Consider the following 15,927-nt stretch of genomic DNA (forward strand, 5'->3'; position numbering starts at 1 on the left):
GGTGTGCAGCTTTCGTTGTGAATATCGGCGAGCGCGTTAGAGTTCGCCTGTTTCAATGTTGGAGAGCGGCATGCCAAGGCAGGCAAAACGGACGGTTGGGCGTCCCCGGAGGCTGACTCTGGACGCGATCGTCGATGCGGCCTGTGAAGTCGGCATTGCGAAACTGGAAATGAGCCTCGTCGCCGAAAGACTGAACACAGGCGTAGCGACGCTTTACGGCTATGTGCGGGGGCGCGACCATCTCCTTGAACTGGTGGCTCAGCGTCTGGTCGGGCAGGCGCTCATCAAGGATGAAGGGCAAAGCTGGCAGGACATTCTGCGCGAGCATGCGACAATTACATATCGGCTGTTTCGGTCGCTGCCGCATCTCATCACCAATCTGATGGCCAAGGAACCCGAACAACACAATTTCGATTATTCCCGCCGGGTATTGGGCATGCTGGAGGCCAGGGGCATACCGCCGTCGACCGCCGTCTACGCCTATGTCGAGATTAATCAGGTGGTCATCGGCGCGGCGATCAGCATGATGCGACGGGAAGCACTGGAAAGCCTATCCGTGGATGATGAAGGGCGCCACGTGCCCTGGCCTGACATCCTAGGCGATTACCGTCCGACATTGGAACGTATCATTCTGGGCTACGAAGCGGATTTAGGCACCATCGCTATTACTCCGATTACCGTACCTGAATAAGACGGGCTCCAGTGCCGGAAAAAGCCCTTTCACGATTTTCTCCCATTTGGGAGGTTTGATGATTCGCGCCTTCTGTCATTCGAAAGGTCGAAAGGCTGGAAAGACGATGACAGATAGCAAAACGCTCACCCACCTGGCGCGCCTGGAAGCGGAGAGCATTCATATTTTGAGAGAGGTTGTGGCCGAGGCTGAAAAGCCGGTCATGTTGTATTCCGTGGGCAAGGACAGCGCCGTGATGCTGCATCTGGCGCGCAAGGCATTTTATCCCTCGCCCCCGCCATTCCCCCTGCTCCACGTCGATACGACCTGGAAGTTCAAGGCGATGTACGAACTGCGCGACCGCATGGCGCGTGAAAGCGGCATGGAACTCCTGGTTTATCATAACCCCGAAGCCCAAGAACGGGGGATCAATCCGTTCGACCATGGTCCGCTGCATACCGACATGTGGAAGACCGAAGGTCTGAAGCAGGCGCTCGACCTCTATGGTTTTGACGCGGCATTTGGCGGTGCACGCCGCGATGAAGAGAAGAGCCGTGCCAAGGAGCGCATCTTTTCCTTCCGTACGGCGTCGCATGGCTGGGACCCGAAGAACCAGCGGCCGGAGCTGTGGAACCTCTACAACGCCAAGAAGAACAAGGGCGAGAGCATCCGCGTCTTCCCGATCAGCAACTGGACCGAGCTGGACATCTGGCAATATATCCACCTTAACAATGTGCCGATCGTGCCGCTCTATTTCGCGCAGGAACGACCGACCGTGGAGCGTGACGGCATGCTGCTGATGGTGGATGACGATCGCTTCCCGCTGCAGCCCGGCGAGGAGCCTGTGATGCGGTCAATCCGCTTCCGGACGCTTGGCTGCTACCCGCTGACCGGAGCTGTGGAAAGCACGGCGCAGACGCTGCCTGAAGTGATCCAGGAAACGCTGCTGACCACAACGTCCGAACGCCAGGGCCGCGCCATCGACAAGGATGCAGGCGGCGCGGGCATGGAGAAGAAGAAGCAGGAGGGGTATTTCTGACCTGAGCCGTCATCCCAGCGACCCGCAAGGGCGGCGAAGCCAACGCTGGGATTTCAGGCCACCAGAACCTTCCCAAAGATCAACGAGATGCCGGCCTGCGCTGGCATGACGGGACAAGATCAATGACCGACACACTCGACGAACCCATTTACAAGACCGATGCCCTCATCGCCGAAGATATCGACGAATATCTGAAGGTGCATGAGCACAAGACGATGCTGCGTTTCATCACCTGCGGGTCGGTGGACGACGGCAAGTCGACCCTGATCGGCCGCCTGCTTTATGACAGCAAGATGATCTTCGAGGATCAGCTTGCCGCGCTGGAAGCGGACAGCAAGCGCGTGGGCACGCAGGGGCAGGAAATCGACTTTGCGCTGCTGGTCGATGGCCTCGCCGCCGAGCGCGAACAGGGCATCACCATCGACGTGGCCTATCGCTTCTTCGCCACCGAAAAGCGCAAGTTCATCGTCGCCGATACGCCAGGCCACGAACAATATACGCGTAACATGGTGACGGGCGCCTCGACCGCTGACCTCGCCGTTATCCTGATCGACGCGCGCAAGGGCGTGCTGACGCAGACCAAGCGCCACAGCTACCTTGCCCACCTGATCGGCATCCGGAACATCGTACTGGCCATCAACAAGATGGACTTGGTCGATTATGACCAAGCGGTCTATGACGGCATCGTCAAGGATTATACCGAATTCGCTCGCTCGATCGGCATCCAACATTTCGTGCCCATGCCGATTTCGGGTTTCAAGGGCGACAATATCACCGGCCCGTCGGAAAACACGCCCTGGTACAAGGGCCCGGCGCTGATGGCGCATCTGGAGACCGTCGAAGTCAACAGCGCGACCGATGCGGAAAAGCCCTTCCGCATGCCGGTGCAGTGGGTGAACCGCCCGAACCTTGATTTCCGTGGCTTTTCCGGCCTGATCGCGACCGGCACGGTGAAGCCGGGGGACGCCGTGCGCGTGCTGCCTTCGGGCAAGACCAGCACGGTGACGCGCATCGTCACGCTGGACGGTGATCTGGACGAGGCGGTTGCGGGGCAGTCCGTCACGATCTGCTTTGCCGACGAGATCGATTGCTCGCGCGGCGACGTGATCGCGCTCGCAGACAATCCACCCCAGTCAGCCGACCAGTTCGAGGCGACGATCGTCTGGATGGCGGACGAGGAAATGCTGCCGGGGCGTCCTTATTGGCTGAAGGTAGGCACGCAAACTGTCACCGCGACGGTGCAGCAGCCCAAATATCAGGTGAACGTCAACACGATGGAGCATCTGGCGGCCAAGACGCTGGACTTGAATGCCATCGGTGTCGCGAACCTTTCGACCGACAAGCAGATCGTGTTCGAGTCCTATGAGCAGAACCGGACGCTTGGCGGCTTCATCCTAATCGACAAGATCACCAATGCGACCGTGGCTGCGGGTATGCTGCACTTCTCGCTGCGGCGGGCGCAGAATGTTCATTGGCAGGCGACCGACGTTACCCGCGAGTTCCATGCGGGGCTGAAGAACCAGAAGCCTGCGGTGCTGTGGTTCACGGGCCTGTCGGGTGCGGGCAAGTCAACCATCGCCAATCTTGTCGAAAAGAAGCTCGCGCGGATGAACCGCCACACCTTCCTGCTCGATGGCGACAATGTCCGCCATGGCCTCAACAAGGACCTGGGCTTCACCGATGCTGACCGTGTGGAAAATATTCGGCGCGTGGGTGAGGTGGCGAAGCTCATGACCGACGCGGGCTTGATCGTCATCACCGCCTTCATCTCGCCCTTCCGTTCGGAGCGCGAAATGGTGCGGCAGATGATGCAGCCGGGCGAGTTTGTCGAAGTGCATATCGACACCCCGCTGGCCGAAGCTGAGGCACGCGACGTCAAGGGCCTTTACAAGAAGGCGCGGGCTGGGGAGCTGAAGAACTTCACCGGCATCGACAGCCCCTATGAGCCGCCAGAGGATCCGGAAATCCGCATCGATACCACTGGTATGACCGCAGACGAGGCCGCCGACCTCATCATCGCAAGGCTGATCCCATGAGCCAAGAGATGAGCGATGGCGATCTTGCCGCGCACCTCGCCGAGGTCGCAGGAAGGATCCTGATCAACGTCCGCGAATCCGGCCTGTTCAGCGCCAAGGCGTTGGGCAAGGCGGGCGACCAGACGGCGAACCAATTCCTTGTCCATGCCCTGCGCGAAGTGCGTCCGGAGGACGGGCTGCTGTCCGAAGAAGAGAAAGACAATCCCGACCGGCTCGCCAAGAGCCGGGTGTGGATCGTCGATCCGGTCGATGGCACCCGCGAATATGGCGAAGAGCGGTCCGACTGGGCGGTGCATGTCGGCATGGCGGTCGATGGTGAGGCCGTGCTGGGCGCGGTCGCACTGCCGGGCCTGGACCTCACCGGCACTGGCACCGGGACCGTGCTGCGCTCCGATCAGCCGCGTCCGCTGCCGCCTGCGCCCGAAAAACTGCGTATGGTCGTATCGCGCACCCGCCCCGCCAAGGAAGCGGTGGCGGTGGCCGAACGGCTCGATGCGGAGCTGGTGCCCATGGGGTCGGCAGGCGCGAAGGCGATGGCCGTGATCTTGGGTCAGGCGGACATCTACCTCCATTCGGGCGGCCAATATGAATGGGACAGCATGGCTCCCGTCGCGGTCGCGCAGGCGCACGGCCTCCATTGCTCGCGCATCGACGGCAGCCCGCTCGTCTATAACCAAAAGGACGTGTATCTGCCCGACCTGCTGATCTGCCGGAAGGAACATGCTCAAAATGTCTTGGGCCTGATCGCGGAGGTACGGATCGACGCCTGAAGAGAGGAACGTGGGATGAGCGTGCTTGAGCCGTTCGACTATGCGCATGACGGTTTAAAGCTGTCGGGCCGCCTCGCGCGGCCCGCCGGTCCTGGCCCTCATCCTGCCGTCCTGGTGATGCATTCGGCTCTTGGCCCCGACCGGCAGACGGGTGAGCGGGCACAGGACCTGGCGAAACTCGGCTATATCGCGCTCGCCACCGACCTGTACGGGCTCGGACTCGCGGGCCCCGACCTCGACTATATGCCGCTATTCCAGCAATATCAGGAACAACCCGATCTGCTGCGCGGCCGTATTCTCGCCGGATATGAAGCCCTTCGCGCGCTCCCAGAAGTGGACGCAGGACGTATCAGCGCGATCGGCTATTGCTTCGGCGGCCAATGCGTACTGGAACTGGCGCGCAGCGGTGCCGACGTGCGATCCGTCGTCAGCTTCCACGGGCTGCTAAGCACCGCCCGGCCAGCCCAACCTGGCAAGGTAAAGGCGCAACTGCTGGTCCTTACCGGCGCGAAGGACCCCTTCGTCCGCGAAGAAGATGTCCGCCGCTTCCAGGAAGAAATGACTGCAGCGCAAGCGGACTGGCAACTCACCATCTATGGTGAGGGCTACCACTCCTTCACCGCCCCCGAAGCGGCGACGTTGAATTTCGAAGGCATCCGCTACGATCCGCTGCTCGACCGCCTGTCCTGGGCCCAGGCCACGGCTTTCCTCGACGCGACGCTGAACAGGCCCGCTACCTAGTCAAGGCGAACTGCACCGATACCGTCGCGCCCAGCGTCAACTCTCCCGGCGCGACCGGGCTCGGCGGCGGCGGCGGAGCAGGCGGCGCGCCAGCCATCCGTCCCGTCACGAAGATGGGCTGAGGATAATAGCCGCCGCCTTCACTGATCGACAGAATGCGTGAAATCCGCAAGCCCGCAGCACGCGCATAGAGTTCGGCGCGCGACCGCGCTTCCTTCACCGCCTCGACCCTTGCCTCGTCAAGCGCCGCCTTGGGCTCATCCAGCGTGAAGGACGGCCCATCCACCTGATTGGCGCCTTCCGAGACCAGCGTGTCGATGATCCGGCCCATCTCGCCTAGCTTGCGCACCCGCACCTGAACATTGTTGCGCGCCTCATAGCCGATGATTCGGGGAGGCTGTGGTGTAACCGGCGCGACATAGGGTTCGCGCGTCATGCGGGCGCGGATTTGCGCTTCCTGTTCCGGATTGGAATATTGCGGCTGCAGCGAAAGCGCCGACGTCTGGATGTCGCGATCCGCGATCCCCGCCCGCTTCAACGCTTTCACGACGTCATCCATGCGCGTTGCATTGGCGGCTAGCGCCTGGCCGCCTGTCTTGCCTTGCGTCACCACGCCCGCTGAAAACATGGCGACATCGGGCACGCGGCGGCTCTGCCCTTCTCCGCTGACGACCAGCAATGTCTCCTCAGGCGTCAGAACCGGGCTCGCTGTCGGAAGCTGCGCCTGGACCGCCGGAGCGACGCTTGCCGCAATGACCAAAAAGGCAAAGCTTTTCATCAGCATTTTCTCCATCATTGTCGAAGCGCAACGTGTGTGTCCGCTTCCGGTTGCAAGGCTTCTTTCATCCATCGCAACTTCGTCGCCCTGCTCGCGTTGAGGGGTCGGAGGCGTGATGAAGATGATGCGACAATCCCCGGCGGGCTGGCTGACCGTCTTCGCTCGACTAGGCTTTGCGGCGAGAGGCTTGGTCTATCTGCTGATCGGCGTGGTCGCGATCGACGCAGCGCTAAACGGCGGGCGACCGAGCGATAACCAAGGGGTAATGGGAACAGTCGCGGATGCGCCCGGCGGCCAATTGTTGCTGCTTCTCTGCGCACTCGGATTTGCCGGTTACGCCTTTTGGCGGCTGACCGAAGCGGCGCTTGATCCCGAACATCGCGGACAAAGCATGAAGGGCAAATTCGAACGCGCCGGCTATGCCTTGAGCGGCATCATTCACATCGGCCTCGCGGCCGCCGCGGTCAGGCTTGCCACGCGCAACTCCCCTTCTCCCAATGGCGCGCCAGGCGATGAAGCCGTCCAGGACTGGTCGGCATGGCTGATGGAACAGCCTGCCGGGCCTGTGCTCCTGGGACTCGCCGCGCTGCTGCTGTTCGCGACCGCGGCCGCGCAGGCGATTAAGGCGTATAGGGCGCGGTTCGATGAGCTTGCAGGCGATGTTCCGGCGCCTGACAAGGTGCGTCTGTTGGGCCGCGTCGGCTATGCCGCGCGGGCTCTCGTCTTCGCCCTCATGGCCTGGTTCCTGCTGAATGTGGTCATCCATCATAATCCGGAAGAGGCAGGAGGATTGGGCGCGGCGTTGCGGCATCTGCGCGCGCAGGATCACGGACCCTTGCTGCTGCTGGCCGTCGCGACGGGTCTTGCGCTCTTCGGTGTCTTCAGTCTGGTGGAGGCGCGCTACCGTCACCTCCGTGTCGTCACGCCAAGGATCTGAGCCTATCCCTTGCTTTTGCGAGCGCTCGCCTCGGCCCCGCTGGCGAACCATAGCGCGATCGCCCATCCTCCGACCGCGCAGCCGCCGAACCAGATCAGCCACATCGCCGCGTCTCCGGTGAGCGCGATCAGCAAGCCCGGCACCGCAGCCCCCAGCACATGAAAATAGCGTCTCGCCTTGTCATGACCTTCGCTCAGCCCCGCAGCTCGTCTGCGCTTGGGGTCGCCAAGCGCAAGCAAGAGGATGAAGATGATAGAGGCTAGCGTGGCGGCGAACGTCAGTGCGGTCATCATTCGGCGGCCTGGAGGAACGCAGGCTGACGAGCGATCCGCTCCGCCCGCCGCGAAGCGACCCGCGCAATTACCCAGCCTCCGGCCAGCAACAGCGCGCTATCGACCGCAGCGATGATCGGTTGCCCCTCACGGATTGCAACGCCCCAGCCCGGACCTCCCATGAGCAAGCGCAGCAACGGCAGGCCAAGCAGCAGAACGCCGATCGCGCCCTCCATCAGCGGCGCGAGCTTCTCCCGATCACGCAAGAAAAAGCCGCCAAGGATCGCCGCTGCTGACGCAATCAGGAAACCGGCAGGCGTCCAGAACAACGCCTGTCCAGACGATGTGGTGAGGAAAAATGCAGCAACCGTACATAGTAGCGCGAACGGCAGGCCAAGTCCGATAATCGTCACCAGGCGATCGAGCCATCCCAGCGTTCGCGCTTCGATCGCTCTCCGTACGACCCAAAGGCGAAGGCCGGTCAATGTCACATAGCACATCGCAAAGCCCAGCCCGAACCAGATCGCTTTGGAGAGCAGCCCCGCGAAATTGCCGAAATGCAGCGGCGACATGATCGCGGCGAGTGTGCCCCCTGCCGATGGCGTCGCGCCGATCAACGGCTTGACCTGTTTGAAACCACCGTCCGCTCCATCATAGAGCAGGCTGATCGGGACAACGCCGCTTTCCTCGGGCGGATGAAAGGTCGTGACCTTGGCGTCGGCCCGCCCGAAATTCTCGATCGTGACGAATGTGGGGATCTCACCCGTCCGATGGATCGCATCGCTCGTGATCCGGTCAAGGCCGCTGGTCGCCGCAGGCCGTGGGTCGGGCTTACCCGGATTGCCGAACACTGTGTCGTTGAGCGCCTGAACATCGCCGCCAAAGGCGGCCATGGCGACTATGGGCACCCCGACCGTTCCAAAGAAGGAGAAGAAGCTGCCGGTGAAGGCGAGGATGAAGGCGAAGGGCAGGCTCCATGTCCCGGCAACACTGTGCCGGTCCCGGTTGAACAGCACCGGATTGGCCCTGGGCCGCAGGGTGAAGATATCCTTGAAAAGATGCCGGTGGATCATCAGTCCCGAAATCGCCGCCACCAGCATCGCAAGGCCCAATATGCCCGTCAGCAGAAGCCCCCAGGGGTTCGGGATGTGCAGCCGCACATGCGTATCGACCAGGAAATGGCTCAGCGCGTCATCATTGTGTGGGCCGAACACTTCTTCGCCGGTTCCGCTCTGCCGGTCCACCACTCGCCCGTCGCGATCGACCTGATAAGAAATACCGCGGCTCACAAATGTGCCGTCGGGATCGGTTTCGTGCCGATGGAAAAAGGCGCCCAGCTCATGGTCGCCGACTTCGAACAGATCGACGCCTTCATGATATTTGGACGGCGTCTGTGCGCCCAGACTTTCCACGGTTTTGCCGATCGGCCGTTCAAAGGCTGAACTGGTCGATACGTGACCGGCGGACCAGGTGCCGATCTCCTCCGCAAACACCGCCGCCGTGCCGGTCAGGATCACGGCATAAAGGACCAGCCCCAGCAATATTCCCGACCAGCCATGGACCGCGACCATCAGCTTCGTTTCATTCTTGGGGAGATGGATCATTTGCCTGCCACCTTCGCTGCTGCCGTACGGTCGAGAAACTTGTGCGCGAGCAGCCCTCCGTGGCTGACCAGCAGGAACAGCGCGACAAGCGCGATGCGGCCGACGCTGCGATCAAGGCAGGCATGAAAGAAGAGCGTCGCCCAGATCAGCGGCGCCGCCACCAGCGGCAGGACCAGATTGTCGATTCCCGCCCGTCCGCCGGGCAGCCACAGTGCCATGCCCGCCATCACGACCACGGTGACCAAAACCGCACCCGGTCCGGCAAGCAGGATGCAGCTCCAACGGCGGCCTGTTCCGGGGATGACTTTCCTCATCATCGGCCCCTTCATAGAGCGACAACCATATGATGCAAGTCATTAGCATTAAGGGGGGGGTGCGCTAAGTCACTTTCCCCACGCCCTTTTGCTTTGCCGACCCTTCCTGATATGCGGCTTCATCGACCCGCGGAAGGAAGGCATGCGCTTCATGAAGATGCACCAATTGCGCGCCTTGGCGGAGATCGTGAAGGCAGGAAGCATCCAGCGGGCAGCGCGGGCGATGAACCTGTCGCAACCAGCGCTCAGCAAATCGGTCCGCGAACTGGAACGCCAGCTTGGCGTCCCCCTGCTGGTGCGCGGCGCGACCGGCGCGACGCTGACCCCGTTCGGCGCGATCCTGTCGAAACGCTACGAAGTCATGCAGAAGGAGTTGGACAAGGCGCGCGAGGAAATCGACTGGCTGAAGGGCACGCTGGGCGGCCGGCTGCTGGTCGGCATGTCCCCGCCAGCCGCCGGGGCCGGAATGGCAAGCGTTTTCGCCAGCTTCCGCCAGCGCCAGCCTTCGGTGGAGCTGGAACTGCTGGAACTGCGGCCTGCGCAAATCTTCGACGCGGTGCGCAGCGGCGTCATCGATCTTGGCATTGTCCATCATTATGGCGCAACGGACGTCGCCGGGCTGCAATGCGTCACATTGAAGAGCTATCAGACGGTCCTCGCCATCGGCGGTCATGACCCCGCGCTCCCGCAGTGCATCGAACAGCTATGGGATCGGGAATGGATCACCAGCGATCTTGCCGATCATGCCGACGGCTATATCTCGGTCCTTGCGAGCCGCCTGGGCATTGACCCGCCAAGCCGCCTGTTTCGCTGCACCTCCATCGCGGTCTATTTCGAACTGGCGGAGCAGCCCCAACTGGTCAGCCACTGGGCCGACAATATTAGCCCCTATCTCGACATGAAATTCGCGTCCGGTGCATTGACCAGGCTGAACCTTGGCATCGACCTGCCCGCCATGGACATCACGCTGGTTTATAAGGATGACGAGCTTCTATCTCCGGGAGGCGCGCTGCTGACGAAGATCATCCGCTCCGCCTTCGACCTTTAGAAGTCCGCGCCGATCACCCTGTAGAGCGCTATCCGGTTCTGCAACAATTCAAGGTCGGTCGCGATGGCGCTGCGCCGGGCCGAATAGAGCGATCGCTGGTTGACCAAAGTCGTCAAGAACGGGTCGATCCCCGCCCTGTAGCGCTGCTCGGACAGCGCATAGGCTTGCTCATTGGAAACGACCAGCGCCCGCTGCGCCCGCTGCTGTTCCCCGATCGTCCCCGCGCGCGCCAGGGCGTCCGCGACTTCCCGAAACGCACTTTGGATCGCCCCTTCATAGCTGGCGAGTGCCGCGTCGCGCTGCGCCTTGCTATACTGAATATTGCCGCGCACCCCGCCGCCGAAGATCGGCAGGCTCGCCGAAGGCGCAGCTGTCCAGCTGAAAGCGCCACCGCTGAACAGCGATGAGAGCGCCGAGCTCGCCACCCCGATCGCCGCCGTAAGGCTGATCTTCGGGAACATCGCCGCCCGCGCAGCGCCGATATCGGCATTGGCCGCTTGCAGCTGATGTTCGGCCTGCAGCACATCGGGCCGCTGCAGCAATATATCAGACGACAGGCCAGCGGGCGCCCGCGCCGTCGATCCGATCAGCGCGCCGAGCGAAACCGGCAGCAGCGCGTCTTCCACGGGCGCCCCGGCGAGCAAGTCGATCGCGTTCCGATCCTGCGCCACCTGGGTGACCGCCGCCGCGACATCGGATCGCGCCTGTTCGACGATCGTCTCGGCCTGATGAACATCCAACTTGCCCGACAGGCCAACGCCATTCAGCGAGCGGGTGAGCATCAATGTCCGCTCCGCACTGGCCAGCGTATCGCGCGAAACGGCAAGCAACTGCTGATCGGCGGCCAGGGTCGCATAAGCGCTGGCGGTTTCGGCAACCAGTGCGATGCGGGCGGCGTGCGCCCCTTCCTGCGTCGCCAGATAAGATTGCAGCGCCGCTTCGGACAGGTTGCGCAAGCGCCCGAACAGATCGATCTCAAACGCGCTGAACCCCACGTCCGCGCTGTAGCTGTCCTGCCGCTCACCATTGCGGCGGCTGAGCGTCGCGCCTGCGTCAGCGCTCACCGTCGGCAACTGCGCAGCCCGTTGGATGCGATATTGCGCCCGCGCGGCCAGCACATTGGCCAGCGTGACGCGCAGGTCGCGATTATTGGCGAGCGCGCGCTCGATCACAGTGCGAAGGCGCTCATCACCGATCACCTTATTCCAGGGCAATCCGGCCTTCTGCGCCGTATCCTGTGCAGAATAAGCGGGACCCCTCGGCCAGGCAGGAGGCACTGGCGGTGCCGGTCGCTCATAATTCGGCGCAAGGTTGCAGGCGGCCAGCGCGGCCGTGCAGCTCAAGAGGGCAAGGCGCTTCATGCCGGCACCTCCGTTCCAGCGGCCGGTGGCGGACTGTTCTTGTGCGTGAAGAAGCGCATGATCGTGAAGAAGAAGAGCGGCACGTAGAAAATCGCCAGCAATGTGCCCGTCAGCATGCCGCCCGCAACGGCCGTGCCGATGGCGATGCGGCTCTGCGCTCCTGCGCCATTGGCGAGCGCCAACGGCAGCACGCCCGCGATAAAGGCCAGTGATGTCATGATGATCGGGCGGAACCGCAGCTTCGCCGCGTCCATCGCCGCGCTCATTGCATCCTTGCCCTGGCGGTAGGCAAGCTCGGCGAACTCGACGATCAGGATCGCATTCTTCGCCGCGAGGCCCATGGTAGTGAGCAGGCCGACCTGGAAGAAGATATTATTCTCCAGCCCGCGCGCCCACACCGCGATGACCGCTCCCACCAGGCCCAGCGGGATGACGAACAGAACGGCAAGCGGCACCGACCAGCTTTCATACAGCGCGGCGAGGCACAGGAAGACAACCAGCACGGACAGCGAATAAAGCAAGGGCGCCTGCCCGCCGGAAAGCTGCTCCTGATAGGAAAGGCCGCTCCAGCTATAGGTCGTCCCGGCGGGCAATTGCTTTTGCAGGCGGATCATTTCATCCATGGCCTCGCCCGAACTGGCGCCCGGCGCGGCCTGCCCCTGAATTTCATAGGATGATTGCCCGTTGAAACGGGACACGGTCGTCGGCCCCATTTCCCAGTGCGTCGTGGCAAAGGCGGAAAATGGCACCATTTCGCCCGTCGCTGCAGACCGCACCTGCCAGTTTTGAATATCCGTCGGCAGCGCGCGATAGGGGGCATCGGCCTGCATATAGACGCGCTTCACCCGGCCGCGATCGACAAAGTCGTTGATGTAGGTGCTGCCCCAGGCGGAACTCAGCACATCGTCCACCTCACTCTGGGTAAGGCCCAGCACGGCCAGCTTTTCGCTGTCGATATCGACCTTCAATTGCGGCGTGTCCTCCAGCGTGGCGGCGCGCACGCCTGCCAGCAGCGGACTTTGCGCGGCGGCGGCGAGCAATTGGTTGCGCAGCGCCAGAAAGCGTTCCCGGCTAAGGGCGCCGCTGTTCAGCAACTCGAAGGTGAAGCCGTTCGATTGGCCAAGCCCGCGTATGGAGGGCGGCGTCATCGCCAATATCTTCGCGTCGCGGATGGCGGCAAGCTGTTTGGTGGCGCGCGTCGCGATCTCGCCCGCGCTGTTGGCCTTGCCTTTGCGATCCTCCCACGAGGTAAGGTTGATGAAGCCCTGCGCCGTATTCTCGCCCTGTCCGGCAAAGCTGAAACCTTGGGCAATGAAGATGCTGCCGACATTCTCGGCTTCGTCATTCAGGAAATAGTTGCGGACGCTTTCGATGGCCGCTGTGGTGCGCGAGGATTTCGCGCCCGCTGGCAGCGTCATCTGCACCATCACCTGTCCCTGGTCCTCGACCGGCAGGAAGCTGGTGGGCAGCCGCACGAAGAGCAGCGCGAGGACGCCCAGGATCAGCACATAGACGCCCCAGAAGAGCGCGCGCCGGTGCATCACCTGCTTCAACCGCAGCATATAGCCGCCGGTTACGCGGTCGAACCAGCGATTGAAGCGGCCCGGCCATCCCTGCTGCCGCCTCTCTTCGCTGGCGGGCTTCAACAGCGTTGCGCAGAGCGCAGGCGACAGGATCAGCGCCACTACGACCGACAGCAGCATGGACGACACGATGGTGATCGAAAATTGGCGGTAGATGACGCCAGTCGATCCGCCGAAAAAGGCCATGGGCAGCAGGACCGCCGACAGCACCAGCGCAATCCCGACCAGCGCGCCGCCAATCTCGCCCATCGATTTGATCGTCGCAGCGCGGGCGTCCAGCCCCTCCTCATGCATCAATCGCTCGACATTTTCGACGACCACGATCGCGTCATCGACCAGCAGGCCGATCGACAGCACCATGCCGAACAGAGTGAGCGTGTTGATGGAATAGCCGAATAGCGCAAGCACACCGAAGGTGCCGAGCAGAACGACGGGCACGGCGACCGCGGGGATCAGCGTCGCGCGCCAGCTTTGCAGGAACACGAACATCACGACGACGACTAGTCCGACCGCTTCGATCAGCGTCTGCACCACCTCCTCGACGGACAAACGTATGAACGGCGTAGTGTCGCGTGGGTAAGCGACGCCGTAGCCGTGGGGAAGGTTGGCCGACAACTCGGTCACCTTGGACTTCACCAGCTCTGCGGTCTTCAGCGCATCCGCCCCAGGCGCGAGTTGCAGCGCGACGCCGGAACCCGGATGACCGTTGAGCGCGGCCGATGAGGCGTAGCTTTCATTGCCCAGCTCAACCCGCGCGACATCAGACAGGTGAACCACCGACCCGTCGCTCTGCGTCTTCACGATGATATTGCGGAACTGCTCGGGCGTTTGCAGGCGCGCGCGGGCCCTTACCGTCGCATTAAGCTGCTGCCCGGCCGGTGCCGGATCAGCACCGATCTGCCCCGCCGACACTTCGACATTCTGCGCCCGGATCGCACTTTCCACATCGGATGGCATCAGCTTGACGGTGGCGAGCTTATAGGGGTCCAGCCAGACCCGCATCGCATATTGCGACCCAAAAATCTGCACCGCGCCGACACCCTCGATGCGCGAGATTGGATCCTGGAAATTATTGACCAGATAGTCCGAAATGTCGGTCTGCGTCGAACGATCGGTCTGATCGTAAAGGGCGACCAGCATCAGAAAGTCGGTTTGCGACTTGGTGACGGTAAGCCCCTGCTGCTGCACCGCATTGGGCAGGCGGCTGAGCGCCTGCTGCACCTTGTTCTGCACCTGCACCTGGGCAGTGTCGGGATCGGTCCCCTTCTTGAAGGTAACGGAAATCCGCGCCTGCCCATTGGCCGTCGAGGTCGAGGAGAAATACATGAGGCCATCGATGCCGGTCAGCTGCTGCTCGATGACCTGGGTGACGCTGGTTTCGACAGTGTCGGCCGATGCTCCGGGATAGTTGGCGTTGACGTTGACGGAAGGCGGCGCAATGTCGGGATATTGTGCAATCGGCAGCGACAGCATCGCTCCAAGACCGGCAAGCATGATGCCGATTGCGATGACCCAGGCGAAGATGGGCCGTTCGATGAAATAGCGGCTTAGCATCGCGGTCCTACTTGCCCCGGCCGATGACGGCCGCACGCACCGTGTCGCCGGGCTGGACCTTGTCCGTTCCTTCGACGATCAGCCGGTCACCGGCTTTCAGGCCCGAGGTAACGAGCCATTTGTCCCCGACTGCTTGCGCCGCCATGACGGTACGCTGCTCGACCTTGTTCGCCTTGGTAACGATCAGCGCTGTCGCATTGCCCTTGGGATCGCGGCTGATGCCCTGCTGCGGCGCCAGGATGCCCCCGGGCACCACCGATTGCGGCGCGACGACGCGCACGAACATGCCGGGCAGCAGCAAACTGTCCGGATTGGGGAAGCGCGCGCGCAGCGTGATCGTGCCGCTATTTGGATCGACGATCGGTTCGGCGAACTCGACCCGGCCTTCCATCGGATAGTCGCTGCCGTCGTCCAGCTTCAACCGGATGACCGCGCTTGCCGGAAGCGCCTTGCCCGCCGCAAGCGCGCGGCGCAGCGCTAGAAGCTGCGCGCTCGATTGGGTGATATCGACGAATATGGGATCAAGCTGCTGGATGGTGGCGAGCGGCGTCGTCTGGCTGGCGGTCACCAGCGCGCCGGGCGTGACCATCGAACGTCCGATACGGCCGCTGATCGGCGCCCGCACTTCGGTGAAGCGCAGGTTGATGCCTGCCGTCTGCAGCGAAGCGCGGGCCTGCTGTACCGCGGCGCCCGCCTGCCGCGCCGCCGCCACCACATCGTCCCGGTCTTGCGCGCTGACGGCCTCCGTTTGCCCCAGAGCCTGATAGCGGCGGGCCTTGGCCTGCGCCGCGACGGCGGTCGCCTGCGCATTGGCGAGCGCCGCCTGGGCCTCATCGCGCGATGCTCGGTAGAGCGACGGGTCGATCTGATACAGGGGCTGACCGGCCCGGACATAGGAGCCCTCAGTGAAAAGGCGCTTCTGAACGACGCCCGCGACCTGGGGTCGAACCTCCGACATCATGGTCGATGCCGTCCGGCCGGGCAACTCGGTCGAAACCGTCACATCCTGCGCCTGCAAGGTGACCACGCCCACTTCGACCGGCTTCTTCTCCGGCGGCTTCTTCTGCCCGCAGCCCGTCGCAAGTAGGCAAAGCGCCACGGCTGCTGTCGCATAGCGGGAAAGCGAATAAGGGGCGGCAGGGCGCAGCGGCATGGCGGCAGGCATTCCAAACATGTTCAGTGGTGCAGGAACTTCACCCGGCGCAGGGGGAGGAGGGGAG

14 protein-coding genes are annotated in these 15,927 nt (G+C 62.8%); 7 read left to right on the forward strand and 7 right to left on the reverse strand.

Features of this window, described 5'->3' with window-relative positions; genetic code table 11:
* The first annotated feature begins 70 nt into the window (after window positions 1-70).
* The 5 genes from ACFO3E_RS11500 (at window position 71) to ACFO3E_RS11520 (ending at window position 5,256) form a co-directional block, all read left to right on the forward strand.
* Window positions 71-691, forward strand: a complete 621-nt coding sequence (locus tag ACFO3E_RS11500; protein ID WP_197486362.1) for a TetR family transcriptional regulator — start codon at window positions 71-73, stop codon at window positions 689-691.
* A 106-nt stretch (window positions 692-797) separates the two neighbouring features.
* Window positions 798-1,709, forward strand: coding sequence for a sulfate adenylyltransferase subunit CysD (cysD, locus tag ACFO3E_RS11505; RefSeq protein WP_066531762.1), 912 nt, complete (start codon window positions 798-800; stop codon window positions 1,707-1,709).
* 122 nt (window positions 1,710-1,831) lie between these two features.
* Window positions 1,832-3,745, forward strand: a complete 1,914-nt coding sequence (cysN, locus tag ACFO3E_RS11510) for a sulfate adenylyltransferase subunit CysN (RefSeq protein WP_380804827.1) — start codon at window positions 1,832-1,834, stop codon at window positions 3,743-3,745.
* Window positions 3,742-4,515: a 3'(2'),5'-bisphosphate nucleotidase CysQ gene (locus ACFO3E_RS11515; protein ID WP_066531186.1), complete on the forward strand. Its 774-nt coding sequence runs from the start codon at window positions 3,742-3,744 to the stop codon at window positions 4,513-4,515. The genes cysN and ACFO3E_RS11515 overlap by 4 nt, the downstream gene beginning before the upstream one ends.
* A 15-nt stretch (window positions 4,516-4,530) precedes the next feature.
* Entirely contained in the window at window positions 4,531-5,256 is a 726-nt protein-coding gene (locus ACFO3E_RS11520) for a dienelactone hydrolase family protein (RefSeq protein ID WP_066531188.1), read from the forward strand.
* Here ACFO3E_RS11520 and ACFO3E_RS11525 read toward each other — a convergent pair.
* The gene (locus ACFO3E_RS11525) at window positions 5,249-6,034 is read right to left on the reverse strand and encodes an SIMPL domain-containing protein (protein WP_156518683.1); all 786 of its coding nucleotides are present in this window, start codon (window positions 6,032-6,034) and stop codon (window positions 5,249-5,251) included. The two genes, ACFO3E_RS11520 and ACFO3E_RS11525, sit on opposite strands and share 8 nt — an antisense overlap.
* A 121-nt stretch (window positions 6,035-6,155) precedes the next feature.
* Here ACFO3E_RS11525 and ACFO3E_RS11530 point away from each other — a divergent pair, with 121 nt between their 5' ends.
* Window positions 6,156-6,971, forward strand: coding sequence for a DUF1206 domain-containing protein (locus tag ACFO3E_RS11530; protein WP_380804831.1), 816 nt, complete (start codon window positions 6,156-6,158; stop codon window positions 6,969-6,971).
* Between the two features lie 2 nt (window positions 6,972-6,973).
* On the opposite strand, the gene ACFO3E_RS11535 is transcribed toward ACFO3E_RS11530, so the two are convergent.
* The 3 genes from ACFO3E_RS11535 to ACFO3E_RS11545 are packed head-to-tail and all read right to left on the reverse strand — an operon-like array spanning window position 6,974 to window position 9,164.
* On the reverse strand, window positions 6,974-7,264 hold the full coding sequence (locus tag ACFO3E_RS11535; protein WP_380804833.1) for a hypothetical protein: 291 nt from the start codon (window positions 7,262-7,264) through the stop codon (window positions 6,974-6,976).
* Window positions 7,261-8,847 (reverse strand): PepSY-associated TM helix domain-containing protein, encoded by a 1,587-nt coding sequence (locus ACFO3E_RS11540; protein WP_380804836.1) that lies wholly within the window; start codon window positions 8,845-8,847, stop codon window positions 7,261-7,263. Before ACFO3E_RS11540 ends, ACFO3E_RS11535 begins: the two co-directional genes overlap by 4 nt.
* Window positions 8,844-9,164, reverse strand: a complete 321-nt coding sequence (locus ACFO3E_RS11545; protein ID WP_380804839.1) for a hypothetical protein — start codon at window positions 9,162-9,164, stop codon at window positions 8,844-8,846. The genes ACFO3E_RS11540 and ACFO3E_RS11545 overlap by 4 nt, the downstream gene beginning before the upstream one ends.
* 148 nt (window positions 9,165-9,312) lie before the next feature.
* Between ACFO3E_RS11545 and ACFO3E_RS11550 the strand changes: the two genes are divergently transcribed.
* The gene (locus ACFO3E_RS11550; protein WP_197486364.1) at window positions 9,313-10,209 is read left to right on the forward strand and encodes a LysR family transcriptional regulator; all 897 of its coding nucleotides are present in this window, start codon (window positions 9,313-9,315) and stop codon (window positions 10,207-10,209) included.
* Here ACFO3E_RS11550 and ACFO3E_RS11555 read toward each other — a convergent pair.
* Genes ACFO3E_RS11555 through ACFO3E_RS11565 form a run of 3 tightly spaced genes read right to left on the reverse strand, consistent with a single transcriptional unit; the run spans window position 10,206 to window position 15,860 of the window.
* Window positions 10,206-11,570: an efflux transporter outer membrane subunit gene (locus ACFO3E_RS11555; protein ID WP_380804842.1), complete on the reverse strand. Its 1,365-nt coding sequence runs from the start codon at window positions 11,568-11,570 to the stop codon at window positions 10,206-10,208. The two genes, ACFO3E_RS11550 and ACFO3E_RS11555, sit on opposite strands and share 4 nt — an antisense overlap.
* A complete protein-coding gene (locus ACFO3E_RS11560; RefSeq protein WP_380804844.1) occupies window positions 11,567-14,707 on the reverse strand; it encodes an efflux RND transporter permease subunit in 3,141 nt (1,046 codons plus the stop codon). The genes ACFO3E_RS11555 and ACFO3E_RS11560 overlap by 4 nt, the downstream gene beginning before the upstream one ends.
* A 7-nt stretch (window positions 14,708-14,714) precedes the next feature.
* Entirely contained in the window at window positions 14,715-15,860 is a 1,146-nt protein-coding gene (locus tag ACFO3E_RS11565) for an efflux RND transporter periplasmic adaptor subunit (RefSeq protein WP_380804847.1), read from the reverse strand.
* Window positions 15,861-15,927 lie beyond the last annotated feature (67 nt).

The sequence above is a fragment of the Sphingobium tyrosinilyticum genome, assembly GCF_042654265.1.
Taxonomy (GTDB): domain Bacteria; phylum Pseudomonadota; class Alphaproteobacteria; order Sphingomonadales; family Sphingomonadaceae; genus Sphingobium; species Sphingobium tyrosinilyticum.

What these genes read in the sequence shown, in the direction of transcription:
- ACFO3E_RS11500 (WP_197486362.1), top strand. Translation starts at nt 71, where the DNA reads ATGCCAAGGCAGGCAAAACGGACGGTTGGGCGTCCCCGGAGGCTGACT.
- cysD (WP_066531762.1), top strand. Translation starts at nt 798, where the DNA reads ATGACAGATAGCAAAACGCTCACCCACCTGGCGCGCCTGGAAGCGGAG.
- cysN (WP_380804827.1), top strand. Translation starts at nt 1,832, where the DNA reads ATGACCGACACACTCGACGAACCCATTTACAAGACCGATGCCCTCATC.
- ACFO3E_RS11515 (WP_066531186.1), top strand. Translation starts at nt 3,742, where the DNA reads ATGAGCCAAGAGATGAGCGATGGCGATCTTGCCGCGCACCTCGCCGAG.
- ACFO3E_RS11520 (WP_066531188.1), top strand. Translation starts at nt 4,531, where the DNA reads ATGAGCGTGCTTGAGCCGTTCGACTATGCGCATGACGGTTTAAAGCTG.
- ACFO3E_RS11525 (WP_156518683.1), bottom strand. Translation starts at nt 6,034, where the DNA reads ATGAAAAGCTTTGCCTTTTTGGTCATTGCGGCAAGCGTCGCTCCGGCG.
- ACFO3E_RS11530 (WP_380804831.1), top strand. Translation starts at nt 6,156, where the DNA reads ATGATGCGACAATCCCCGGCGGGCTGGCTGACCGTCTTCGCTCGACTA.
- ACFO3E_RS11535 (WP_380804833.1), bottom strand. Translation starts at nt 7,264, where the DNA reads ATGATGACCGCACTGACGTTCGCCGCCACGCTAGCCTCTATCATCTTC.
- ACFO3E_RS11540 (WP_380804836.1), bottom strand. Translation starts at nt 8,847, where the DNA reads ATGATCCATCTCCCCAAGAATGAAACGAAGCTGATGGTCGCGGTCCAT.
- ACFO3E_RS11545 (WP_380804839.1), bottom strand. Translation starts at nt 9,164, where the DNA reads ATGATGAGGAAAGTCATCCCCGGAACAGGCCGCCGTTGGAGCTGCATC.
- ACFO3E_RS11550 (WP_197486364.1), top strand. Translation starts at nt 9,313, where the DNA reads ATGAAGATGCACCAATTGCGCGCCTTGGCGGAGATCGTGAAGGCAGGA.
- ACFO3E_RS11555 (WP_380804842.1), bottom strand. Translation starts at nt 11,570, where the DNA reads ATGAAGCGCCTTGCCCTCTTGAGCTGCACGGCCGCGCTGGCCGCCTGC.
- ACFO3E_RS11560 (WP_380804844.1), bottom strand. Translation starts at nt 14,707, where the DNA reads ATGCTAAGCCGCTATTTCATCGAACGGCCCATCTTCGCCTGGGTCATC.
- ACFO3E_RS11565 (WP_380804847.1), bottom strand. Translation starts at nt 15,860, where the DNA reads ATGCCGCTGCGCCCTGCCGCCCCTTATTCGCTTTCCCGCTATGCGACA.